This window comes from Cupriavidus sp. F041 (assembly GCF_057814235.1).
In genome coordinates this window covers 2,514,559-2,538,871 of sequence record NZ_JBVASY010000002.1, presented here as the reverse complement: position 1 = coordinate 2,538,871, position 24,313 = coordinate 2,514,559, and the positions used below count along the sequence as shown (strand labels likewise).

18 protein-coding genes are annotated in these 24,313 nt (G+C 64.7%); 15 read left to right on the top strand and 3 right to left on the bottom strand.

Annotated features, from left to right (window positions below):
* Positions 1-74 precede the first annotated feature (74 nt).
* Positions 75-539: a rhodanese-like domain-containing protein gene (locus tag ACZY0R_RS29090; protein ID WP_035867017.1), complete on the bottom strand. Its 465-nt coding sequence runs from the start codon at positions 537-539 to the stop codon at positions 75-77.
* A 569-nt stretch (positions 540-1,108) separates the two neighbouring features.
* On the opposite strand from ACZY0R_RS29090, the gene ACZY0R_RS29085 reads away from it, so the two are divergent.
* From ACZY0R_RS29085 to ntrC, 4 genes are all read left to right on the top strand, one after another.
* On the top strand, positions 1,109-2,524 hold the full coding sequence (locus ACZY0R_RS29085) for a 3-hydroxylaminophenol mutase (RefSeq protein WP_035867014.1): 1,416 nt from the start codon (positions 1,109-1,111) through the stop codon (positions 2,522-2,524).
* A 193-nt stretch (positions 2,525-2,717) separates the two neighbouring features.
* Positions 2,718-3,221 carry a DUF4124 domain-containing protein gene (locus ACZY0R_RS29080; protein ID WP_488866242.1) on the top strand — a complete coding sequence of 168 codons (504 nt, stop codon included), beginning with the start codon at positions 2,718-2,720 and terminating at the stop codon, positions 3,219-3,221.
* 4 nt (positions 3,222-3,225) lie between these two features.
* Positions 3,226-4,377, top strand: coding sequence for a nitrogen regulation protein NR(II) (gene glnL, locus ACZY0R_RS29075; protein WP_045239410.1), 1,152 nt, complete (start codon positions 3,226-3,228; stop codon positions 4,375-4,377).
* 115 nt (positions 4,378-4,492) lie between these two features.
* Entirely contained in the window at positions 4,493-6,037 is a 1,545-nt protein-coding gene (ntrC, locus tag ACZY0R_RS29070) for a nitrogen regulation protein NR(I) (RefSeq protein WP_488863278.1), read from the top strand.
* Between the two features lie 97 nt (positions 6,038-6,134).
* Here the strand turns inward: ntrC and ACZY0R_RS29065 are convergent, their stop codons facing one another.
* On the bottom strand, positions 6,135-6,926 hold the full coding sequence (locus ACZY0R_RS29065; protein WP_488863276.1) for an HAD-IIB family hydrolase: 792 nt from the start codon (positions 6,924-6,926) through the stop codon (positions 6,135-6,137).
* Between the two features lie 176 nt (positions 6,927-7,102).
* Between ACZY0R_RS29065 and ugpB the strand changes: the two genes are divergently transcribed.
* The 5 genes from ugpB (at position 7,103) to ugpQ (ending at position 12,205) form a co-directional block, all read left to right on the top strand.
* On the top strand, positions 7,103-8,419 hold the full coding sequence (gene ugpB, locus ACZY0R_RS29060; protein ID WP_488863274.1) for a sn-glycerol-3-phosphate ABC transporter substrate-binding protein UgpB: 1,317 nt from the start codon (positions 7,103-7,105) through the stop codon (positions 8,417-8,419).
* A 124-nt stretch (positions 8,420-8,543) separates the two neighbouring features.
* The gene (ugpA, locus tag ACZY0R_RS29055) at positions 8,544-9,425 is read left to right on the top strand and encodes a sn-glycerol-3-phosphate ABC transporter permease UgpA (protein WP_488863272.1); all 882 of its coding nucleotides are present in this window, start codon (positions 8,544-8,546) and stop codon (positions 9,423-9,425) included.
* Between the two features lie 11 nt (positions 9,426-9,436).
* Positions 9,437-10,285, top strand: coding sequence for a sn-glycerol-3-phosphate ABC transporter permease UgpE (gene ugpE, locus ACZY0R_RS29050; RefSeq protein WP_488863270.1), 849 nt, complete (start codon positions 9,437-9,439; stop codon positions 10,283-10,285).
* A gap of 68 nt (positions 10,286-10,353) precedes the next feature.
* The gene (locus tag ACZY0R_RS29045) at positions 10,354-11,457 is read left to right on the top strand and encodes a sn-glycerol-3-phosphate import ATP-binding protein UgpC (protein WP_488863268.1); all 1,104 of its coding nucleotides are present in this window, start codon (positions 10,354-10,356) and stop codon (positions 11,455-11,457) included.
* A 1-nt stretch (position 11,458) separates the two neighbouring features.
* Complete coding sequence (gene ugpQ / locus ACZY0R_RS29040) at positions 11,459-12,205, top strand: glycerophosphodiester phosphodiesterase (RefSeq protein ID WP_488863266.1); 747 nt, start codon at positions 11,459-11,461, stop codon at positions 12,203-12,205.
* Between the two features lie 27 nt (positions 12,206-12,232).
* On the opposite strand, the gene ACZY0R_RS29035 is transcribed toward ugpQ, so the two are convergent.
* Positions 12,233-13,891 (bottom strand): SulP family inorganic anion transporter, encoded by a 1,659-nt coding sequence (locus ACZY0R_RS29035; RefSeq protein WP_488863264.1) that lies wholly within the window; start codon positions 13,889-13,891, stop codon positions 12,233-12,235.
* A 429-nt stretch (positions 13,892-14,320) separates the two neighbouring features.
* Here ACZY0R_RS29035 and ACZY0R_RS29030 point away from each other — a divergent pair, with 429 nt between their 5' ends.
* The 6 genes from ACZY0R_RS29030 (at position 14,321) to ccoS (ending at position 24,132) form a co-directional block, all read left to right on the top strand.
* A complete protein-coding gene (locus tag ACZY0R_RS29030) occupies positions 14,321-17,176 on the top strand; it encodes a 2-oxoglutarate dehydrogenase E1 component (RefSeq protein WP_488863262.1) in 2,856 nt (951 codons plus the stop codon).
* A gap of 96 nt (positions 17,177-17,272) precedes the next feature.
* Positions 17,273-18,526, top strand: coding sequence for a 2-oxoglutarate dehydrogenase complex dihydrolipoyllysine-residue succinyltransferase (gene odhB / locus ACZY0R_RS29025; protein WP_488863260.1), 1,254 nt, complete (start codon positions 17,273-17,275; stop codon positions 18,524-18,526).
* Positions 18,527-18,654: 128 nt separating this feature from the next.
* Positions 18,655-20,091 (top strand): dihydrolipoyl dehydrogenase, encoded by a 1,437-nt coding sequence (lpdA, locus tag ACZY0R_RS29020; protein ID WP_488863258.1) that lies wholly within the window; start codon positions 18,655-18,657, stop codon positions 20,089-20,091.
* 148 nt (positions 20,092-20,239) lie between these two features.
* Entirely contained in the window at positions 20,240-21,337 is a 1,098-nt protein-coding gene (gene zapE / locus ACZY0R_RS29015) for a cell division protein ZapE (protein WP_488863256.1), read from the top strand.
* A gap of 86 nt (positions 21,338-21,423) precedes the next feature.
* Positions 21,424-23,982 carry a heavy metal translocating P-type ATPase gene (locus ACZY0R_RS29010; protein WP_488863254.1) on the top strand — a complete coding sequence of 853 codons (2,559 nt, stop codon included), beginning with the start codon at positions 21,424-21,426 and terminating at the stop codon, positions 23,980-23,982.
* A gap of 3 nt (positions 23,983-23,985) precedes the next feature.
* Entirely contained in the window at positions 23,986-24,132 is a 147-nt protein-coding gene (gene ccoS, locus ACZY0R_RS29005; protein ID WP_006162067.1) for a cbb3-type cytochrome oxidase assembly protein CcoS, read from the top strand.
* Positions 24,133-24,313: the final 181 nt, after the last annotated feature.

Genomic DNA, 24,313 nt, shown 5'->3' with positions numbered 1-24,313 from the left:
TTAATCGCCGGGGAAATGAAAAACGGGACAGTCAGGCTATCCCGTTTTGCTTGTGGCGCAGGCGTGCCGCCGCTTCAGGCACCATGCCAGGGAAGGCCCCGGAAGCACCAGCCTTCCACCGTCTTGCGGTGATGGTGTTCATCGCGGCTGCCTTCGAAACCTTCCAGCACATCCATCGCGTACTGGTAGCCAGCCTCCGTGGCGACCCGGGCGGCGTGCTTGGAGCGCGCCGCGCTGCGGCACAGGAACAGCACCGGCACGTCGGCGGGCACGCGGGCCTTGAGCTGGGCGATGAACGCAGCGTTCTGCGCGCCGCCCGGATAGCTGCTCCATTCCACATGCGCCGCTTGGGCTTCCGGCAGGTCCGGCGCGCCGATCCAGTCCAGTTCGGCCTGCGTGCGCACATCCACCATCACGGCAGTGGGGTCGCCCTGCAGCAAGGCGAAAGCTTCCTGCGGGGAGAGGGCGCCGAAGTAGGGCAGTTGGTTTTGCTGCTGGCGCTGGCGCGCCGCTTGGAGGAGTTCGTCTCGGGTGGTCATCTGGGTGACAAAATCGATGGGTGGAATGGCGTCAGGGGGGAGCCCGGCAAGTATTCTAGCGCGCCGGGAGTGCGAGCCGGTGCGTTTGGCGGGGAACGGTATAGACTTGCGCCGGGACAACGGGAATACCGGCGGCATGGCGTCCGCACCGGGTACTTCTGCACCGCAAGCAGGCAAGGCTGCCCCGCTCGCGCCAAAATGAACTAATCTGGTGCGCGAGCACGGAAACGGTGCAAATTGGCGTGCAAATGCACCATTATGGTGTTTTTGTTTGCGGCGGTCGCGGAGCCTCGCCGCAGCGGGCGCGACCGACAAGGCAGCGGGATTGTGGTGTATGTCATATGCGGCACCCGGAACGCGCTGCAGGCCCTGAATCGCGCCGCGCAGCTGCACTTTTTTCGGGAACGCAGGGGTAACAAGGGGGTTGCCTTGGCACGCTTTCTGCTAACATTCCTCGTCCCTTTCGTGGCCGATCTTTATCCTGCCCCCAACGCCTTCCAGGCGTAGCGCTGTAGAGATCGACGCAAGAATGGCTTTATAGACTTCAGCCGAATTTCCAGGAGATAGGCATGGCCCACAGCGTTGCAGATGTGATGAAGCTTGTGAAGGAAAACGACGTCAAGTTCGTCGATTTCCGTTTCACCGATACCAAAGGCAAAGAGCAACACGTGTCGGTACCCGTGTCGCACTTCGACGAAGACAAGTTTGAAAGCGGCCACGCTTTCGACGGCTCGTCGATCGCCGGCTGGAAGGGTATCGAGGCTTCGGACATGCTGCTGATGCCGGATCCGAACACCGCCAACGTCGATCCGTTTTACGAAGAACCCACCCTGATCCTGACCTGCGACGTGGTTGAACCGTCGGACGGCAAGGGTTATGACCGCGACCCGCGTTCCATCGCCAAGCGCGCCGAGGCTTACCTGAAGAGCACGGGCCTGGGCGACACCGCCTTCTTCGGTCCGGAACCCGAATTCTTCATCTTCGACGGCGTGACCTGGAACATCGACATGCAGGGCTGTTCCGTCAAGATCCAGTCGGAAGAAGCACCGTGGTCGTCGGGCAAGGAATTCGAGCACGGCAACAGCGGTCACCGTCCGGGCAAGAAGGGCGGCTACTTCCCGGTCGCCCCGATCGACACGTTCCAGGATATCCGTTCGGAAATGTGCCTGATCCTGGAATCGCTGGGCATCCCCGTGGAAGTCCACCACCACGAAGTTGCTGGCCAGGGCCAGAACGAAATCGGCACCAAGTTCAGCACGCTGGTGCAGCGTGCCGACTGGACCCAGCTGCAAAAGTATGTGATCCAGAACGTCGCCCACACCTACGGCAAGACCGCCACCTTCATGCCGAAGCCGGTCGTTGGCGACAACGGCTCGGGCATGCACGTGCACCAGTCGGTATGGAAGGACGGCCAGAACCTGTTCGCGGGCAACGGCTACGCCGGCCTGTCGGAATTCGCCCTGTACTACATCGGCGGCATCATCAAGCACGCTCGCGCGCTGAACGCCCTGACCAATCCGGGCACGAACTCGTACAAGCGTCTGGTGCCGGGCTTCGAGGCACCGGTCAAGCTGGCGTACTCGGCACGCAACCGTTCGGCTTCGATCCGCATTCCGTACGTTGCCAATCCGAAGGGCCGCCGTATCGAGACCCGCTTCCCGGATCCGCTGATGAACCCGTACCTGGGCTTCTCGGCGCTGCTGATGGCCGGCCTGGATGGCGTGCAGAACAAGATCCACCCGGGCGAAGCTGCCGACAAGAACCTGTACGACCTGCCGCCGGAAGAGGATGCAAAAATCCCGACCGTGTGCTCCAGCCTCGACCAGGCCCTGGAATACCTCGACAACGACCGCGAGTTCCTGACGCGCGGCGGCGTCTTCTCCAACTCCATGATCGATGCCTACATCGAACTGAAGATGGAAGAAGTGACCCGCTTCCGCATGACGACTCACCCGATCGAGTTCGACATGTACTACTCGCTGTAAGGCGAGGCGTTGCCAGGTTGTGACCGGGCAACAGTTGCACCAGGAAGGGGCGGCTTCGGCTGTCCCTTTTTGTTTTGTTCGCTGGTTTGATCGCTAGAATGGGGCTCCTTTCCCACCATCCCTGCTGATGTCAATGGACGCGCTCGAATTCCCGCCCCCCTCGCTCCACCCGGTGCACCGCTTCGGTGCCCGCATGCACGCATCGGCAGCCGTTTGCGCCATGCTGGCGCTGGCCTTGCTGTGCTGGAGCCGCCCGGCTCCGGCCCAGTCGGAAATCTATGTCTGCACCGGCCCCAACGGGGTGCCGGAATACCGGAACGGCACGGGCGGCAAGGGCTGCAAGCGGCTCAGCCTGCCCGAGGTGATGACCGTGCCGGGCGGGCGCGTGAATGCCCCTGCGGCGGGCAAGGGCGCTGGCCCTGCCGTGGCGCCCGCGGCGTTTCCGCGAGTCGACAGCGCGACCCAGAAGAGCCGCGATGGCGAGCGCCGGTCCGTACTCGAGCAAGAGCTGCAAAGCGAGGAGGCCAAGCTGGCCGCGCTGCGCGCCGAGTACAACAACGGCCAGCCCGAGCGCCAGGGCAATGAACGCAACTACCAGAGGTATCTCGACCGCACCGCCGCGCTACGCGACGACATTGCGCGCGGCGAGGCCAATGCCGCTTCACTGCGGCGCGAACTCTCCAACTTGAAGGACTAGTGTCATGCGTCGCCTGATTCGCAGCGTCTCGCGCAAGGTAGCCTCGGCCGGAGCCGGCACCCCGCCCGAGGGAGAGGCCGTGGTGCTGCCCTTGGGCGATGTGTCCTACCACCAGGGACTGGACGTCGTAGCCAACCCCGTGTTGCTGGTGCGCCAGCCCGGCCTGCGCATCGTCTATGCCAATCCCGCGGCCGAGGCGAGTTTCGCGGTGTCGCGCAAGGCCATGGTGGAACTGTCGCTCGCGGACCTGTTCGGTAGCTCGGAAGAGCTGGCCAGCATGATAGAGACAGTGATTTCGCGGCAGTTCGATGCCCGCCGGCAAGACGTGGTGCTGCATCCGCCGTTGCAGGAGCCCATGCACGCCCATGTAGTCATCGGGGCGCTGGACGCCAATTCCGACGCCGTGGTGGTGGAGGTGCTGCCCAACGAGCAAAAGGTGCGCAGCGACCGCGAGGAGCGCATCCTCGACCTGACCTCGGCCAACAAGGAACTGATCCGCAATCTCGCCCACGAGATCAAGAACCCGCTGGGCGGCATCCGCGGCGCGGCGCAACTGCTTGAGTTCGAGTTGCCCGATCGTTCGCTGCGCGAATACACGCAGGTCATCATCAAGGAGTCGGATCGCCTGCAGACTCTGGTGGACCGCCTGCTGGAGCCGCACCGCCATCCGCATATCGTGTCCGACCTCAATATCCACGAGGTGCTGGAGCGCGTGCGCTCGGTGGTGCTGGCCGAATTCCCCTCCGGGCTGGATATCGTGCGCGACTACGACGCGAGCCTGCCCGACTTGCGCGGCGACATGGAACAGTTGATCCAGGCCGTGCTCAACATCGTCCACAACGCCGCCCAGGCGCTCGCCGAGCGCGTCGCGCGCGGCGATGCGCAGATCATCCTGCGTACCAGGGTGGCTCGCCAGGTAACAATTGCCAAGCGTTTGTTCAAGCTGGCATTGGACTTGCATGTCATCGATAACGGTCCGGGCATCCCCGAGGATATTCGCGAACGCATCTTCTACCCGCTGGTGTCGGGTAGGGACGGCGGCAGCGGCCTCGGTCTCACACTCGCTCAAACCTTCGTGCAGCAGCACGAGGGCTTGATCGAATGTGAGAGCCGGCCCGGCTGTACCGACTTCCGTATCCTGCTGCCCCTGCATTGAGCGCATCGGCGACAGCAATTGGAACTGCCCCAATGATTGCTGCCGACCGGCTTGCCGGCGGTGTGCGGCCAGGTTCACGGAAGACCAAATGACACCGAGCAGACAAGCGACGCACATGAAGCCGATCTGGATAGTCGACGACGATCAATCAATCCGCTGGGTCCTGGAAAAGGCCCTCGCCCGTGAAAGCCTGCTTTCGCGCAGCTTCACCAACGTGCGCGACGTACTGGCCGCGCTGGAAGATGACGAGCCGCAAGTCCTGATCTCCGACATCCGCATGCCGGGAGGCTCGGGCCTGGATTTGCTGCAAGCACTCAAGGCCCGGCACCCGGGGCTGCCAGTCATCGTGATGACGGCCTACTCCGACCTGGACAGCGCGGTAGCCGCCTTCCAGGGCGGGGCCTTTGAATACCTGGCCAAGCCGTTCGACGTCGACAAGGCGGTCGAGCTGATCCGCCGCGCGCTGCAGGAAAGCCTGCGCGAGGAGGAACTGGAAGACCGCCTGGTCGACGCGCCCGAGATTCTCGGGCAGGCGCCGGCCATGCAGGACGTGTTCCGCGCCATCGGCCGCCTGTCGCAGTCGAACGTGACGGTGTTGATCACCGGTGAGTCCGGCACCGGCAAGGAACTGGTGGCGCAGGCGCTGCACAAGCACAGCCCGCGCGCCAACGGGCCCTTTATCGCGCTCAATACCGCGGCCATCCCCAAGGACCTGCTCGAGTCGGAATTGTTCGGCCATGAGCGCGGCGCCTTCACCGGCGCGCAGACCATGCGCCGCGGCCGCTTCGAGCAGGCCGAGGGCGGCACGCTGTTCCTCGACGAAATCGGCGATATGCCGTTCGACCTGCAAACGCGCCTGTTGCGTGTGCTGTCGGATGGCAACTTCTACCGCGTGGGGGGGCACAATCCGCTGCGCGCCAATGTGCGCGTGATTGCCGCCACCCACCAGAACCTGGAAACGCGCGTCAAGGAAGGGCTGTTCCGCGAGGACTTGTTCCACCGCCTCAACGTGATCCGGCTGCGCCTGCCGCCGCTGCGCGAGCGGCCGGAAGACATTACGCTGCTGGCCCGTCATTTCCTGCAGAAGAGCGCCAAGGAACTAGGCGTCGAGCCCAAGCGCATGTCGGACGAGGCCCTGGCCTATGTCAGCACGCTGCCGTTCCCCGGCAACGTCCGCCAGCTCGAGAACCTGTGCAACTGGCTGACCGTGATGGCGCCGGCCCAGACCATCGAGGTCAAGGACATGCCGCGCGAGATGATTGGCACGGGCGCGCCGCAGGGCAGCCATGCCGGTGTGCCGCGCATGGCGGAGCCACGCGCCGAGGGCAGGGCGGAGGACGCCGAGGGCCACGACGTCGTCGACTATGGCGCCGCGCCTGCCGGCATGGGCGCGGAGGCCGATTCCGCGCAGGCCTACGCGAACCGCACGGCCGCCGCGAGCGCGATTGCCGGCTGGGAGCACCTGCTGGCAGGGGAGGCCCGCGCCATGCTGGAGTCCGGCCAGCCGGAGGTGATGGATGCGCTCACGCGGCGCTTCGAGAAGGCGGTGCTGGAGGCGGCCCTGGGCGTGACGCGTGGGCGCCGTGTCGAGGCGGCAACCCGCCTGGGCATCGGCCGCAACACCATTACCCGCAAGCTGCAGGAACTGGGCTTCGATTGAAGCAGGTAGTGGGTAGCTGCGGGGCACAAAAAAACAGCCGGGCTTGTCCCGGCTGTTTTTTTGGGCGGCTTGCCGCCGTCGCTTTTCGTCGCCGCACTCAGTCGCGTGCGGCCAGCAACAATGCTGCCATCTCGGCAAACCCCTCGCCGCAAGCCGCCTCGGTAATGTAGGCGGGCTTGGCCGGCAGTTGCGGCAGGATGTCGCGGATATTGGCGACCCCGACCGACAAGGGGAAATGGGCGAACATGCTCGCATCGTTGGCCGAGTCGCCGATAAACAACCACTCGTCGCGTTCGGCATCGAGGTCGGCGCCCAGCAATTCCGCAGCGCACAACCGGCTCATGCTCAGCTTGTCGTGCTCCCCGAACCATCCATTGACATGGATCGAGCTGACGGTAGCGGTCATGCCGGCTTCGCGCATCAGCCTGACAATGCGGTCGACCGCTGCCGGGGGTAGTGGCGCCACGTCCTCGGCATGGTCGATGGCCAGGTCGGCGACGTGCCAGGCCTGGTCGGAGGCCAGCGCGCAGCCCGGCACCTCTTGCACGATGCGTGCGCCCAGGGCATGGATGCGCGCCAGGTTATCGGCCCGGATAGCGGAGTCGTCCAGGTAGCGGGTCACGAGTTTCCCCGCGCGCAGGTGAGAGTAAAAGGCACCGTTTTCGCCAATGATGGCGTCCACCGGCCAGAGCCGGGTCAGGATTTCGGCCCAGGCAATGCAGCGGCCGGTCACCGGGATGACATGGAGGCCGGCTCGTTTGAGCTGGTCCAGCGCAAGGTAGGTGGCCGCCGGCAGCCTGCCGTCGGTGGTGATGGTGCCGTCGATGTCGGTCAGTACGCCGCAAACGCGGCGCAGCGCCGGTGCGGGAATGGTGTGGATGGCTTGCATGGTGCAAGATTTTACCCTGTCAAGCTGCCGATAAATCGTTGTCATATTATTGTAATTTAGTAGAAATGCCCGGTTTTCCAATCCAACAAGGCGGAGTAACATCCGGCTGTCACAAAAACTGCATACAGTCGGACGATTTTTGTCCCTTGTCGCGATATAAAACAGGAGAGTTTCCTATGACCGTCAAACGTACCGCGTTGACCCTCGCCGCCTTCGCCATGCTGATTGGCGCAGGATCGGCCAATGCCGCCGTTGAGATCCAGTGGTGGCATTCGATGGAAGGCGCGCTCAACGACAAGGTGAACGCGATCGCCACGCAGTTCAACGGCAGCCAGTCCGAGTACAAGATCGTGCCGATCTACAAGGGTCAGTATGACGAATCGCTGGCGGCAGGCATTGCGGCCTTCCGCTCGGGCAATGCGCCGGCAATCCTGCAGGTATTCGAAGTCGGAACGGCCACCATGATGAGCGCCAAGGGCGCCATCAAGCCGGTGGCGACGGTCATGAAGGACGCAGGAGAAAAGTTCGACGCCAAGATGTACATCCCGGCGGTGGCTGGCTATTACACCTCGAGTAAGGGCGAGATGCTGTCGTTCCCGTTCAATAGCTCGACCACGGTGATGTACTACAACAAGGACGCCTTCAAGAAGGCCGGGCTGGATCCGAACAAGCCGCCCGTGACCTGGCAGGAAGTGGCCACCGATTCCGCCAAGCTCAAGGCTGCCGGCGTTTCCTGCGGCTATACCACCGACTGGCAGTCGTGGGTGCAGCTCGAAAGCTTCTCGGCCTGGCACAACGTCCTGTTCGCCACCGAGAACAATGGCTTCGGCGGCACGGGCGCGCGGCTGGTGTTCAATTCGCCGTTGCACGTCAAGCATATCGCCAACCTGCTCGACATGCAGCAGAAGGGCTATTTTGTCTACGGCGGCCGCAAGGACGAGCCGAAGGCGAAGTTCATCGCCGGCCAGTGCGCCATGCTGACCGGGTCCTCGGCGGCGCTGGCGAATATCCGCAAGAATGCCAAGTTCGACTTCACTGTTGCGCAACTGCCGTATGAGCAGGGCGTGCCGGGCGCACCGCAGAACACCATTATCGGCGGTGCTTCGCTGTGGGTGATGGGCGGGAAGAAGGCTGAGGAGTACAAGGGCGTGGCCAAGTTCTTCACCTTCTTGTCGCGCCCCGAGGTGCAGGCTGACTGGCACCAGTCGACCGGCTACCTGCCAGTGACCATGGCGGCCTATGAGCTGACCAAGAAGTCGGGCTTCTATGACAAGAACCCCGGTGCCGATGTCGCGGTCAAGCAGATGATCGTCAAGACCACCGACAAGTCGCGCGGCATCCGCCTGGGCAATTTCCCGCAGATCCGTACCGTGATCGATGAGGAACTCGAAGCGGTCTGGACCGGCAAGAAGCAGCCCAAGGAGGCACTGGACTCGGCAGTGGCGCGCGGCAATGAGCTGCTCGAGCGCTTCCAGAAGACGGTCCGCGAGTAAGCGCCCGGCGTTGTGAGTGTGCAGAAGGCGGAGGCTTTGCCTCCGTCTTTGATTTGAGCGGCCGCAAGGGCCGCGCTGTCCCCGATTGTTGACGCCCCGCTGGCAGCGGTGGTCTGGATGCGTGATGGAAAAACGGGTCGTATTCCAATCTTCATGGTTGCCCTATCTGCTGGTGATGCCGCAGATGGCGGTAACGCTGATTTTCTTTTTCTGGCCGGCCGGGCAGGCGCTGTACCAGTCCGTGCTGAGGCAGGATGCCTTTGGCATCGACCTGCAGTTCGTTGGCCTGGAAAATTTCCGGGATCTGTTCAACGATGCGCAGTACCTGAATTCGTTCCGCGTGACGGCGGTGTTCGCCGTCGGCGTGACACTGGTCGGGCTTTCAATCTCGCTGCTGCTGGCCTATTTCGCCGATCGCGTGGTGCGCGGCGCCAGCGGCTACAAGATGCTGCTGATCTGGCCGTACGCCGTGGCGCCCGCGGTGGCTGGCGTGCTGTGGATGTTCATGTTCAACCCGACGCTGGGCGTGGTGTCCTATGCCCTGCACCGGTTCGGCGTGGACTGGGACTTCCTGCTCAATAGCAACCAGGCCATGCTGCTCGTGGTGTTGATCGCCGCCTGGAAGCAGATCAGCTACAACTTCCTGTTCTTCCTGGCAGGCCTGCAGAGCATCCCGAAATCGCTGATCGAGGCTGCCGCCATCGATGGCGCGGGCCCGTGGCGGCGATTCTGGTCGATCATCTTCCCGCTGCTGTCGCCGACCACCTTCTTTCTGATGGTGATCAACGTGGTGTACGCCTTCTTCGATACCTTCGCCATTATCGACGCGGTGACCCACGGCGGCCCGGTCAACGCCACCAATACGCTGGTCTACAAGGTCTACCAGGATGGTTTCCGCGGGCTGGATATCGGCGGATCGGCAGCGCAGTCGGTTGTGCTGATGGGGATCGTGATCGTTCTCACGGTGGTGCAGTTCCGCTACGTGGAACGCAAGGTGCAGTACTGAGGATTGGCAAAATGGTAGAACGACGACCCTTTCTTGATTTTCTCTCGCACCTGATGCTGGTGCTGGGCGTGCTGGTGGTGGCTTTCCCCGTCTATGTCACGTTTGTGGCCTCGACGCTGACGGCCGACGAGGTGCTGCAGGCTCCGATGACGCTGCTGCCGGGCAGCCATTTCCTGGAAAACTACCGCACGGTGCTGGTGGCCGGGGTGGGCAATGCCGCCTCGCCGGTTTCCACGATGATGCTCAACAGCCTGATCATGGCGCTGGGCATTTCGCTGGGCAAGATCGCGATCTCGATCATCTCGGCCTTCGCGGTGGTGTACTTCAAGTTCCCGCTGCGCAAGACCTTCTTCTGGATGATCTTCATCACGCTGATGCTGCCGGTGGAAGTGCGGATCCTGCCGACCTACAAGGTGGTGTCGGACCTGGGCATGCTGGATAGCTACTTTGGCCTGACCATTCCGATCATCGCCTCGGCCACCGCGACCTTCCTGTTCCGCCAGTTCTTCCTGACCATCCCGGACGAGTTGGCCGAGGCCGCGCGCATCGACGGCGCCGGGCCGCTGCGCTTCTTCAAGGACGTGGTGCTGCCGCTGTCCAAGACCAGCATCGCGGCGCTGTTCGTGATCCAGTTCATCTACGGCTGGAACCAGTACCTGTGGCCGCTCCTGATCACCACGCAGAAGTCGATGACGCCGGTGGTGGTGGGCGTGACGCAGATGATCTCCCGCTCCGGGGACGCAGCCACCGACTGGAACCTGGTGATGGCCACCGTGATGCTGGCCATGGTGCCGCCCGCAATCGTGGTGGTGCTGATGCAGAAGTGGTTCGTCAAGGGCCTGGTCGAAACCGAAAAATAAGCGGGCGGGGCGGGGCGCGCCCACGTGTTGGTGCGCCCGCCACGCTTGCCCAGCGAGAAAGAATAGCCATGGCAAAACTGTCGCTTCGCAACGTACAGAAGACCTACGCCGGCAACGTCAAGGTTGTGCACGGCATCGATATGGAAATCAACGATGGCGAGTTCATCGTCATTGTCGGCCCGTCGGGCTGCGGCAAATCCACGCTGCTGCGCATGGTGGCCGGGCTCGAAGCCATCAGCGGCGGCGAGGTGCATATTGGCGAGAAGATCGTCAATAACCTCGAACCCGCCGAGCGTGACATCGCCATGGTGTTCCAGAACTACGCGCTCTATCCGCATATGAGCGTGTACGACAACATGGCTTATGGCTTGAAGATACGTGGCATGGCAAAGAGCGAGATCGAGCAGCGCGTCAAGCATGCCGCGGGCATTCTCGAGCTGGCACCGCTGCTGGAGCGCAAGCCGCGCGCGTTGTCGGGCGGCCAGCGCCAGCGCGTGGCCATGGGTCGCGCGATCGTGCGTGAGCCCGCTGTGTTCCTGTTCGACGAACCGCTGTCCAACCTCGACGCCAAGCTGCGCGTGCAGATGCGCCTGGAACTGAAGGAATTGCATCGCCGCCTGCGTACCACCAGCATGTATGTGACGCACGACCAGGTCGAGGCCATGACGCTGGCCGACCGCATGATGGTGCTCAACGGCGGGCGCGTGGAACAGATCGGCACGCCGCTGGAAGTCTATGCGCGCCCCGCCAGCACGTTCGTCGCCAGCTTCATCGGCTCGCCGCCGATGAACCTCGTTCCGGTTGCGCGGACCAATGGCGGGCAGGGCGAGGCGCAGATGCGCGTGGAGCAGAAGGAGGGCGCCCAAGGGCAAGCCGCCACCCTCGGCCACCTGCCGATGGGCCTGCACCTGCCTCAGCGCGCGCTGCTTGGCCTGCGTCCCGAGCATATCGAGCCGTGCGCGGCGCACGATGCGATTGCCGAGATCCAGGTCCGTCTGGTGGAAGCGCTGGGTGCCGATTCCTTTGCCTATGGCACGCTGGGTGGCCAGCCGGTCGTGGTGCGGCTGGACAGCAACATGCCGGTGCGCGGCGGCGATCGCCTGCCGATTACGGCCACGGCCGAGCACCTGCACTTCTTCGACGCCGATTCCGGCAAACGCATCGAGGCCTGACATGACCCCAGCCGCCTGGCCCTATCCGCGCCATATCGCCCACCGGGGCGCCGGCAAGCTGGCGCCCGAGAACACCCTGGCGGCCTTCCGCCACGGCGCATCGTTCGGCTATCGCATGTTCGAGTTCGATGTGAAGCTGTCGGGCGACGGGCGGCCGGTGTTGCTGCACGACGCTACGCTCGACCGCACCACCAACGGCCAGGGCCGCGCCGATGCGCTGACCCTGGGTGAGATCGCCATGCTGGATGCGGGCAGCTGGCATAGCCCGGCCTATGCCGGGGAGCCGGTTCCCACGCTGGCAGCGATTGCCCGCTATACGCGCGCCAACGGGTTCATGGTCAATATCGAGATCAAGCCGGTGCCGGGCGCGGAATGGCGTACCGGCGCCGCCGTGGCTCTCGATGCCCAGGCGCTGTGGGCTGGCAGCGACACCCAGCCGCTGCTGTCGTCGTTCTCGGAAGAGTCGCTGGAGGCCGCCCGTCGGGCTGCGCCGGGCCTGCCGCGCGCGCTGCTGCTCGACAAGCTGCCACCCGACTGGCTGGAGCGGCTGCGCCGGCTGGACTGCGTGGCGCTCGACGCTAATCATCGCGAACTCAGTGCCGAGGTCATCCGGGCCGCCCATGCGGCCGGCTTCAGGGTGGCCTGCTATACGGTCAATGACCCGGAGCGCGCGACTGAACTGCTTGGCTGGGGGCTCGACGCGCTGATTACCGACGCGGTCGACCTGATCGCGCCGCGCCAGGACTAGTCCGCCAGGCGCGGGCGCATCGCCTGTTCATGCAGGTTGCGCCAACGCGTCGCGGACCGCGTCGTCCACGCTCCAGCCGCGCCACATTTCTTCGGGCAGGGCCGGGTTGCGCGCGTGCGCCAGCAGGTCGCGCACCTCGTCCTTGACCCGCGCGAGCCGCAGCGGTATGCCGTGGGCCTTCGCAAACACCGCCAGTTCGCCGAGGGCTTCCAGGACGGTGCCGTCGAGATCCGACGATTCTTCGAGGCTTAGCACCAGGCCATACTGGGGATGCCCGTGTGCCAGTGCGTGGCGCACGGTGCCCAGCACGCTATCGATATTGCCGAAGAACAGCGGGACTTCCGGGCGCGCGATCAGCAGTCCCTTGGGCGCGGTGGCCTCGGGGTGGCGCGCCATGTCGACGAAGTCGTGGCTATCGGCCCAGCGGCCCAGCCACGTAACCTGCGGGCGCGACAAGCGCTGCAGCAGCATCGCCAGGCTGACCCCGATCGCCAGCAGCAGCCCATGCAGCACACCCAGCAACAGCACGCCGGCAAAGGCGGTCAGCGCGACCAGCCGGTCGCGCCGCCAGTCGAAATACGGCTTGAGGCTGCCCGGATTGAGGCTATGCCCGACCGCGCGGATCACGATGGCCGCGAGTACCGGCTCCGGCGTGTGCGAGATCCAGGGGAGCAGTGTGCACACAGCGGCAAAGACCACGGTGCCGGCAACCAGGCCAGCGCGGCGGCTTTGCGCGCCGGCCGCTTCGTTGGCCGAGGTGGCGGAAAAGCCCGCCCCCACCGGCATGCCCTGGAACAGTCCCGAGGCGAGATTGGCTAGCCCCAGTGCCGCCAGGTCGCGGTTGGGGGAGACGATATCGCCATGGCGCATGGCAAAGGTGCGGATCGAGCCGTAGCTTTCGGCGTAGAGGATCAGCGCCAGCGCGGCGGCCAGTTCGCCCACGCGCATCCAGTCGGTCGGGGTCAGTTCCGGCACCCGCGGCGCCGAGAACTGCAAGGCGATGTTGCCGACGGCCGCCACGCCGTGCGCTTGGGTCCAGCCGCTGAGATCGAGCACGATGCCGGCGGCGATGACCAGCAGTGCGCCCGGCATGGCGCGCCAGCGCGCGAACACGTGCAGCAGCGCCAGCGCCACCAGGGCCACCGCCGCGCCTGCCAGGTTCCAGTGGCGCCATCCGGCGAGCAGTTCCCAGGCCAGGCGCAGGAAGTCGCCATGCGCCGGATGCATGTCCAGGATCTTCGGGCATTGCTTGAGCACGATGGTCAGCGCCAGCCCCAATGCAAAGCCGCGCAGCACGGGCTTGGCGATCAGGCTGGAGATCGCCCCCAGGCGCGCCAGCGAAGCCAGCAGGAACAACACCCCCGCCAGCAGGATGACCGCGGCGCCAAGCGCGATGCGCAGTCCCATGTCACCTTCTGCCGCAGCCGTGGTGGCAGCCAGCAGCACCGCTGCCGACGATGACGTGGCCGAGACAATGGCAAAGCGGCTGCTGCCGAGCATGCCGTAGACCAACAGGCCGGCGAAGAGCGCGATCACCCCGGCTTGCGGCGGCAGTCCGGCAATACCGGAATAGGCCACGGCTTCGGGGAGCAACAGGCCGGCGATGGCTAGCCCGGCCACCAGGTCTGCCCGCCATGTGGCGTGGGCGGCGCTCGGCGCGGCGGCGTTGACGGTGGGGGCGGGCATTATTGGCTGCCGTTCGCGCCAGATTGGAGAACATATTGTGAGAAATACACCGAGCGCTCCATTGGTTTTGGATTCCTGTCCATGCTATCGAACCGGCAGGCCTCGCTGCCTTGCCGGCTGCGTGCATTGGCCTCTACGCAACATGGCACGCCCGCAAAAGGGCAGTGCGGCAAAATTCCCCCGGCCTATGTGTCAAACGTGCTATTCTTATGCGAGTGAAGACTTAGGTCCTTCCACGCACAACTGACCCTTTCAGGGCGACTGAACAGTTCGGCACCCGCTGTGGTGCCGTTTGCATAATGATGCATGAATATGTTTCGGTTGCTGCCCCTAAAGAGTTGTTTGCAATCCGCTAACCGGTCAAGCCGTGTCGCGGAAGGTTGATAAACCCGCTTTATTCCGGCATTCCCGGATAATAGTGAGCGCCCCATGATGCAGCAGTATCAGAGCAATTCGTACCTCTTCGGCGGCAATGCCCCCTATGTAGAAGAACTGTACGAGGCCTACCTCCAGAATCCCACCTCGGTTCCCGATAACTGGCGCGCGTATTTCGATGCGATGCAGAACGTGCCGGCCGTCGATGGCTCCAACGCCCGCGACATCCCCCACGCTCCCATCGTCGCCTCGTTCGCCGAGCGAGCCAAGGCGGGTCCGATCAAAACCATCGTTGCATCGGCCGACTCCGATATGGGGCGCAAGCGCGTCGCTGCCACGCAGCTGATCGCCGCTTACCGCAACATCGGTTCGCACTGGGCCGACCTGGATCCGCTCAAGCGCCAGGAACGTCCGCCCCTGCCAGATCTCGATCCGGCCTTCTACGGCTTCTCGGAAAGCGATCTCGATATCGTCTTCAACGCCAGCAATACGTATTTCGGCAAGGAATCGATGAGCCTGCGCGAGCTGCTCAACAACCTGCGCGAAACCTATTGCAGCAGCATCGGCGCCGAGTTCATGTACATCAGCGACCAAGCGCAAAAGCGCTGGTGGCAAGAGCGCCTGGAAACCACGCGTTCCAAGCCGGTGTTCACGCTCGAGAAGAAAAAGCATATCCTCGACCGCCTCACCGCGGCCGAAGGCCTGGAGCGTTTCCTCCACACCAAGTACGTCGGCCAGAAGCGCTTCTCGCTCGAAGGCGGTGAAAGCTTCATCGCCGCCATGGACGAACTGATCCAGCACAGCGGCAGCAAGGGCGTGCAGGAAATCGTCATCGGCATGGCCCACCGCGGCCGCCTGAACGTGCTGGTCAATACGCTGGGCAAGATGCCGGCTGACCTGTTCGCCGAATTCGAGGGCAAGCACGTCGACGACCTGCCGGCCGGCGACGTGAAGTACCACAAGGGCTTCTCCAGCGACGTCTCCACCGAAGGCGGCCCGATCCACCTGTCGCTCGCCTTCAATCCTTCCCACCTGGAAATCGTCAACCCGGTCGTGGAAGGCTCGGTCAAGGCCCGCCAGGAACGCCGCGGCGAACCCGCAGGCCATGCGGAAGTGCTGCCGGTGCAAGTGCACGGCGACGCGGCCTTCGCAGGCCAGGGCGTGGTGATGGAAACGCTGAACCTGGCACAGACCCGCGGCTACGGCACGGGCGGCACGATGCACATCGTGATCAACAACCAGATCGGCTTCACCACCTCGGACCCGCGCGACTCGCGCTCCACGCTGTATTGCACCGACGTCGTCAAGATGATCGAGGCACCGGTGCTGCACGTGAACGGCGACGATGCCGAAGCCGTGGTGTTCGCCATGCAGCTGGCGGTGGAATTCCGCATGGAATTCAAGAAGGATGTCGTGGTCGACATCATCTGCTTCCGCAAGCTGGGCCACAACGAGCAGGACACCCCGGCCGTTACCCAGCCGCTGATGTACAAGAAGATCGCCCAGCACCCGGGCACGCGCAAGCTGTACGCTGACAAGCTGGCTGCGCAAAACCTGGTGCCCGCTGACTTCGGCGATCAGCTGGTCAAGGAATACCGCGCTGCCATGGATGCGGGCAAGCACACGGTCGACCCCGTCCTGTCGAACTTCAAGAACAAGTTCGCCGTGGACTGGATGCCGTTCCTGAACCGCAAGTGGACCGACGCCGCCGACACCGCCGTGCCGGTGACCGAGCTCAAGCGCCTGGCCGAACGCATTACCGCCATCCCCGAGCACCTCAAGCTGCACCCGCTGGTCGAGAAGGTCGTCAAGGATCGCGCCAACATGGGCCGCGGCGACCAGGCGCTGGACTGGGGCATGGGCGAGCACCTGGCCTTCGCGTCGCTGGTGGCTTCGGGCTACCCGGTGCGCATCACCGGCCAGGATGCAGGCCGCGGTACGTTCACGCACCGTCACTCGGTCCTGCATGACCAGAACCGCGAGCGCTGGGATGCCGGCAGCTACGTGCCGCTGCAGAACGTGTCGGAAAACCAGGCACCGTTCACGGTGATCGACTCGGTGCTGTCGGAAGAGGCCGTGCTCGGCTTCGAATATGGCTTCTCCACTGCCGAGCCAAACGCGCTGGTGATCTGGGAAGCCCAGTTCGGCGACTTCGTCAACGGCGCCCAGGTGGTGATCGACCAGTTCATCTCCTCCGGCGAAGTGAAGTGGGGCCGCGCCTCGGGCCTGACCCTGATGCTGCCGCACGGCTATGAAGGCCAGGGTCCGGAACACAGCTCGGCGCGCATCGAGCGCTTCCTGCAGCTGTGCGCGGACCACAACATGCAGGTCTGCCAGCCGACCACGCCGGCCCAGATCTTCCACCTGCTGCGCCGCCAGATGATCCGTCTGTTCCGCAAGCCGCTGGTGATCATGACGCCGAAGTCGCTGCTGCGTAACAAGGATGCGGTCTCGCCGCTGTCCGACCTGGCCAAGGGCCACTTCGAGACGGTCATTCCCGATCACGAAGAACTGAACGCCAGCAAGGTCAAGCGCGTGATCATGTGCTCGGGCAAGGTCTACTACGACCTGGTCAATACCCGCAAGGAACGCGGTGCCAGCGACGCCGCCGTCATCCGCCTGGAACAGCTGTATCCGTTCCCGCACAAGGCAGTGGCAGCCGAGCTGAAGAAGTACCCGAACGCCAATGAAATCGTGTGGTGCCAGGATGAGCCGCAGAACCAGGGTGCCTGGTTCTTCGTCCAGCACTTCATCATGGAAAACATGGCGGAAGGCCAGAAGCTCGGTTACGCGGGTCGTCCCGCCTCGGCATCGCCGGCGGTGGGCTACTACGCCAAGCACAATGAGCAACAGAAGGCGCTGCTCGAAGCGGCCTTCGCCAAGCTCAAGGGCTTTGTCCTGACCAAATGATCGTGGCCGGCATGGCGGCGCGCGCGAAGAGCGCGCACCGCCATGTTTTTTGCCGCTGCCTGAAGCACATACGAATACATCAAGGAAATACCAACCATGGCTATTGTTGACGTCAAGGTTCCGCAACTTTCTGAATCGGTTGCCGAAGCAACCATGCTGAACTGGAAGAAGAAGCCGGGCGAAGCCGTTGCCCAAGACGAAATCCTGATTGAAATCGAAACCGACAAAGTCGTGCTCGAAGTGCCCGCCCCGTCGGCCGGCGTGCTGTCGCAGATCATCCGCAACGATGGCGACACCGTGGTCGCCGACGAAGTGATCGCCAAGATCGACACCGAAGCCACCGCAGGCGCCGTCGCTCCGGCTGCTGCCGCCCCGGCACCCGCCGCTGCTGCCGCCCCGGCCGCCGCTGCGCCCGCCGCAGCCGGCGCCGTTGCCATGCCTTCGGCAGCCAAGCTGATGGCCGAAGGTGGCCTGTCGGCCGGCCAGGTCGCTGGCACGGGCAAGGATGGCCGCATCACCAAGGGCGACGTGCTGGCCGCGACCGCGGCTCCGGCCGCCGCGCCTGCCGCCAAGGCTGCTCCGGCTCCGGCTGCCGCCAAGCCGGCGCTGCAGCAGGTTTCCGCCCCGGTGGACTTCGCCGCGCTGGGCGACCGTCCGGAAGAGCGCGTGCCGATGAGCCGCCTGCGCGCCCGTATCGCCGAGCGCCTGCTGCAATCGCAATCCACCAACGCCATCCTCACCACCTTCAATGAAGTGAACATGAAGCCGGTGATGGACCTGCGCGCCAAATACAAGGACCGCTTCGAGAAGGAACACGGCGTCAAGCTGGGCTTCATGTCCTTCTTCGTCAAGGCCGCGGTGCACGCGCTGAAGAAGTTCCCGCTGATCAACGCTTCGATTGACGGCAATGACATCGTCTACCACGGCTATTTCGACATCGGTATCGCGGTGGGCTCGCCGCGCGGCCTGGTGGTGCCCATCCTGCGCAACGCAGACCAGATGAGCCTGGCGGACATCGAGAAGAAGATCGCTGAATTCGGCGTGAAGGCCCGTGACGGCAAGCTGTCGCTGGAAGAGCTGACTGGCGGCACGTTCTCGATCTCCAACGGCGGCACCTTCGGTTCGATGCTGTCTACCCCGATCATCAACCCGCCGCAGTCGGCCATCCTGGGCGTGCACGCCACCAAGGACCGCGCGGTGGTGGAAGACGGCCAGATCGTGATCCGTCCGATGAACTACCTCGCCATGTCCTACGACCACCGCATCATCGACGGCCGCGAAGCCGTCCTGGGCCTGGTCGCCATGAAGGATGCGCTGGAAGATCCGGCCCGCCTGCTGCTGGACCTGTAATCATCCGCATTGACTGAGGTCTTGCCCGCCATGCCCGCTACGCGGCGCGGGCGGGCATGACGGACCGAAGAGTTGAAGGCGGCCTGGCGGGCGATGTTGCCCCGGCCCGGGCTGCAAAAGGAATTTCCATGAGCAAACAATTCGACGTGCTGGTCATCGGTGCCGGCCCCGGCGGCTACATCGCCGCCATCCGTGCCGGCCAGCTGGGCCTGAACGTGGCCTGCTGCGAAGGCAATGCCTACGACGATCCCAAGGACGAACCGCGCCTGGGCGGCACCTGCCTGAACGTGGGTTGCATCCCCTCCAAGGCAATGCTGGCCTCCTCGGAAGAATTCGAGAACGTGCAGCATCACCTGGGCGATCACGGCATCACGGTTGGCGACGTCAAGGTCGACGTGGCCAAGATGCTCAAGCGCAAGGACGATATCGTCGGCAAGATGACCAAGGGCATCGAGTTCCTGTTCCGCAAGAACAAGGTCACGCTGCTCAAGGGCTATGGCAAGTTCGCCGGCAAGACCGCCGAGGGCTTCCAGGTCGAGATCGCCGGCAAGGCCGGCGCCGAAGTCGTGACCGCCAAGCAAGTCATCATCGCCACGGGCTCCAAGGCGCGTCACCTGCCGGGCATCGCGGTGGACAACGTGCTGGTCAGCGATAACGAAGGCGCGCTCAAGTTCTCCGGCGTGCCGAAGAAGCTGGGCGTGATCGGCGCCGGCGTGATCGGCCTCGAGCTGGGTTCGGTATGGCGCCGCCTGGGTGCCGAAGTGACCGTGCTGGAAGCGCTGCCGGCGTTCCTGGGCGCCGCCGACGAAGGCGTGGCGAAGGAAGCGCAGAAGCTGCTGACCAAGCAGGGCCTGAAGTTCAGCCTGGGCGTGACGGTCAATGAAGTCAAGACCGGCAAGGACAACGTCACCGTCAGCTACACCGACAAGGACGGCGCTGCCCAGACCCTGGAAGTCGATCGCCTGATCGTGTCGGTCGGCCGCGTGCCCAACACCGATAACCTCGGTTTGGACGCCATCGGCCTGGCTGCCGACCAGCGCGGCTTTATCGAGGTGGACGACCACTGCGCCACCAAGGTGCCGGGCCTGTGGGCCATCGGTGACGTGGTGCGTGGCCCGATGCTCGCGCACAAGGCCGAGGACGAAGGCGTGGCGGTTGCCGAGCGCATCGCCGGCCAGAAGCCGCACATCGACTACAACTGCATTCCGTGGGTGATCTACACCTTCCCGGAAATCGCATGGGTGGGCAAGACCGAGCAGCAGCTCAAGGCCGAGGGCCGCGAGTACAAGTCCGGCCAGTTCCCGTTCATGGCCAACGGCCGTGCGCTGGGCATGGGTCATTCGGATGGCTTCGTCAAGATGCTGGCCGATGCAAAGACCGATGAAATCCTGGGCGTGCACGTGGTTGCCGCGAACGCGTCGGACCTGATCGCCGAAGCCGTGGTGGCGATGGAGTTCAAGGCTGCCAGCGAAGACATCGGCCGCACCTGCCATCCACATCCGTCGATGTCGGAAGTCATGCGCGAAGCCGCACTCGCCGTGGACAAGCGCCAGCTCAATATGTAAGGCACAAGCCTTCGTATTGTTGAGTACCGGCGCGCCGCTCCAGCGGCGCGCCGTTTTCGCTTTCGGGGCGGCGGGGCTATTTGCCCTGTCATGCGCCCCGATCCTCATTCAAGCCGGAGCCTCCCGGCATCCAGCGCAAGCAGTCAGCATGAACGTCCGTGAGTACTACGAGCAGGAACTGAAGCAACGCGGCTACACGTCCGATGAGGCGCAACTGCGTGCCGTCGAGCGGCTGCAGCAGTGCTATGACGAGTGGGTGGCGTACAAGAGCCGGCGCAACAGCACGCTGAAGAAGCTGCTGGTGCACCCGGATGTGCCCAAGGGCGTCTACCTGTGGGGTGGGGTGGGGCGCGGCAAGTCCTTCCTGATGGACAGCTTCTATACCTGTGTGCCGGTGGTGCGCAAGACACGACTGCACTTCCACGAATTCATGCGCGAGGTCCACCGCCAGCTGGAAGAACTGCGCGGCCGCCCGGACCCGCTGGACGAACTGGCCAAGCGGATTGCACGGCGTTTCCGGCTGATCTGCTTCGACGAATTCCACGTCAGCGATGTGGCCGACGCGATGATCCTGCACCGCCTGCTGCAGCAGCTGTTCGAGAACGGCGTGCAGTTCGTGATGACCTCCAACTACCGGCCCGACCTGCTGTATCCGGATGGGCTGCACCGTGACCGTGTGCTGCCGGCAATCGCACTGCTGCAACAAAAGCTCGACGTGCTCAACGTGGATGCCGGCATCGACTATCGCAAGCGTGCGCTAGAACAGGTCGAGGCCTATCACACGCCGCTGGGGCCCGAGGCCAGTTCGGCTCTCCGCCACGCATTCACCAGCATTGCCGGTGTGGCCGACGAGTCGCCCATCCTGCATATCGAGCATCGCGAACTGCGTGCGCTGCGCAAGGCGGGCGGGGCGGTCTGGTTCGATTTCAATACGCTGTGCGGCGGCCCGCGCTCGCAGAATGACTATCTCGAACTGGCCACCGAGTTCCACACGGTAGTTCTTTCCGATGTGCCGAAGATGACACCGCGCATGTCCTCCGAAGCACGGCGTTTCACCTGGCTGATCGACGTTTTCTACGATCACAAGGTAAAGCTGCTGATCTCCGCGGAAGTGCCTGCTGATGAGCTTTATACGGAAGGCCAGATGGCCAATGAGTTCAGCCGCACGGTCTCGCGCATCATCGAGATGCAGTCGCGCGAATACCTCGAAGCGCCGCGGCGTACTGTCGACACCTCGCTGACCTGAGGCGGCCATCCCGCCGCACGCTTGATCTGTATCAAGGCGGCTTGCAGCCTGGGCTCTTACCATGCAGTTGGTAAAAAAGAGTCCCGATGCCGCCTTCTCCTGCTTATTCCCTGCCCGATCTGCCCAATTCGCCGCTTGCACGCGCAAGCGGCGCGCCGGCGGCCGTCGTGCAGGAAGGCTGCTTTCACTGCGGACAGCCGCTTCCAGCCGCCGAGCCCTCCCTGCATGCCAGCATCGGCGGCAAGGACCAATCCTTCTGCTGCGGCGGCTGCCAGGCCTTGGCGCAGACCCTGCACGCCGCCGGGTTCGGGCATCTTTATGGCGACCAGGCCCGTTTTGCCCGTCCCATCGACGAGGCGGCGCGGCGCGAGGCCGAGCCCGTGTGGGCCGCCTATGACACCGAGGAATTGCGGACGCAGTTCGTGCGCCCGCTCGACGAACGCCGTGCCGAGATCACGCTGGCGCCGGAGAATATCCGTTGCGCGGCCTGTGCCTGGCTGATCGAGCAGCATCTCGGCAGCCTGCCTGGCGTGGAATCGGTGATCGCCAATGTGGCGACCCGCCGCGTGGTGGTGCGCTGGCGCGCGGCCGAGCAGCCGGTTTCCGCCTTGCTCGCGGCACTGGCCGGCATCGGCTACCTGGCGTGGCCATTCGAGGTCTCACGCTCCGACCGGCAGGATCGCCACGCACGCCGTGGCCTGCTGATGCGCATGGCGGTAGCCATGCTGGGCATGATGCAGGTGATGATGTACGCATGGCCCATCTACACCCATGAAGCCACGATCGATCCCGGCCAGTTGCAGTTGATGCGCTGGGCCAGCCTGGTGCTGACCTTGCCCGTGGTGCTGTACTCGGCTTCGCCGATCTTCGCCGGGGCGTGGCGCAGCCTGAGGCAGCGCCACCTGGGCATGGACGTGCCCGTGGCGATCGGCGTCGGCGCGGGCTTCCTTGCCAGTACGGCGGCCACGCTGCGCGGCACCGGGGAGGTCTACTTCGACTCGGTCACCATGTTCGTCGCATTCCTGCTGCTGGCGCGATACCTGGAACTGCGTGTGCGCCAGGCATCGCGCAGCGGCGCGGAGATGCTCGCGCGGCAGTTGCCGGCCACGTGCGAACGCCTGCGGGGCGAGGGCGGGGCAGGCGAGCGGGTGCCGGTGGCGCGCTTGCGCGCAGGTGACCTGATCCGCGTCAAGGCTGGCGAGGTGGTTCCGGCCGATGCCACCGTTGTTGCTGGCGCCAGTGAGCTGGACGAATCCATGCTGACTGGCGAGAGCCGTCCGGTGCCTCGTGGTATCGGCGATCCGGTGCTGGCGGGCTGCTTCAATACCACCAGTCCGCTTGAGCTGCGCGTGTCGAAGGTAGGCGCGGCGACCCGGCTGGCCGAGATCGTCGCCGTACTGGACCGCGCGCTGGCGGAGAAGCCGCGCCTGGCCACTGTGGCCGACCGTGTTGCCGGATGGTTCGTAGGCATCTTGCTGGTGCTTGCCGCCCTTGCCGGGGTGGTCTGGTGGGCCTGGATCGACCCGTCACGCGCGCTGCTGGTGACGGTGGCGGTGCTGGTGGTCAGCTGCCCGTGCGCGCTCTCGCTGGCTACGCCCGCCGCGCTGGCCGCCGCCGGGGCGGCACTTTCGCGCCGCGGGCTGCTGCTGACGCGCGGTCACGCGCTGGAAACGCTCGCAGGCGTTACCGACGTGATGCTCGACAAGACGGGCACGCTCACGCAAGGCCGCTTCGCGCTGACCGAAATCCTGGCCCTGGGCGACGCCAGCGCCGATGCCAGCCTGCAACTGGCCGCGGCCATGGAACGCTCCGGCGAGCATCCCATCGCGCGGGGCATCGTCGAGGCAGCGCAGGCTCAGGGACTTGCCGACGGGGTGCACGCCGTCAGTACCATGCGCAATGTGCCGGGGCAGGGGCTGGAGGCTGAAGTGGACGGGCAGCGTTACCGCCTGGGGCGGCGCGAGTTTGTGGCGGCGCTGGGTAGGAATGCAAGCACGGACCGTGAAGGCATTTCCACCGCGCTGGCAGCCAGCGAGCGCAGCGGGGCCACCCTGGTGTGGCTGGGCAGTGCGAGGGGTGCGCAGGCCGTGTTCGTGCTCGCCGACATTGAACGCGAGCAGTCGGCGCGATTGCTTGCTGCGTTGCGTGCGCTCGGCTTGACCTGCCACCTGGTTTCAGGCGACACGCCGGCCTCGGTCGGCTGGTGGGCCGATCATTTCCAGATCGCGCGCCGCGAGGGCGGCGTCACGCCCGAAGGCAAGCGCGAGTATGTGGCGAACCTGCAGCGTGCCGGTGCGGTTGTGCTGGCGGTGGGCGACGGCATCAACGATGCGCCGGTACTGGCGCAGGCGCAGGTTTCGATCGCCATCGGCAGCGGCGCCCCGCTGGCGCAGGCCGGCGCCGATGCCGTGCTGACCCATGGCCGTGTGGCCGAGATCGCGAACGCGCTGGAGACGGCCCGCCGCACCCGCCGCGTGGTGCGCCAGAACCTCGGCTGGGCCTTTGCCTACAACGTGATCGCCATCCCGCTGGCGGCGACCGGCTATGTCACCGCCTGGATGGCGGGCATCGGCATGTCGGTGTCATCGCTGCTGGTGGTGGCTAACGCCTGGCGCCTGCTGCGCTCGGGCAAGCCCGGAGACTGACACATGGACATGCTCTACCTGCTGGTGCCGATGAGCCTGGTGCTGGTGGCCGTGATCGCCGGCGCGCTATGGTGGGCGCTGCATGCCGGGCAATATGACGACCTCGACCGGCCCGGCGAGGCCATCCTGCTCGATAACGACAAGCCCTAATCCATCGCGGCCGCGCTCCGCCCCACATGGAGATCCCCCTTTCTCGCCGCCGCGTGCCGCGGCAGGAATTGCCGTCTTCGCCCACGCGCGACGCGCATGTGTGCGGATGCGAGACGCCGTTGCGCCTTAGTTCCCATGCTTTCCCGTGCGCTTGATACAGATCAAGACGCCCGGAGCGCGG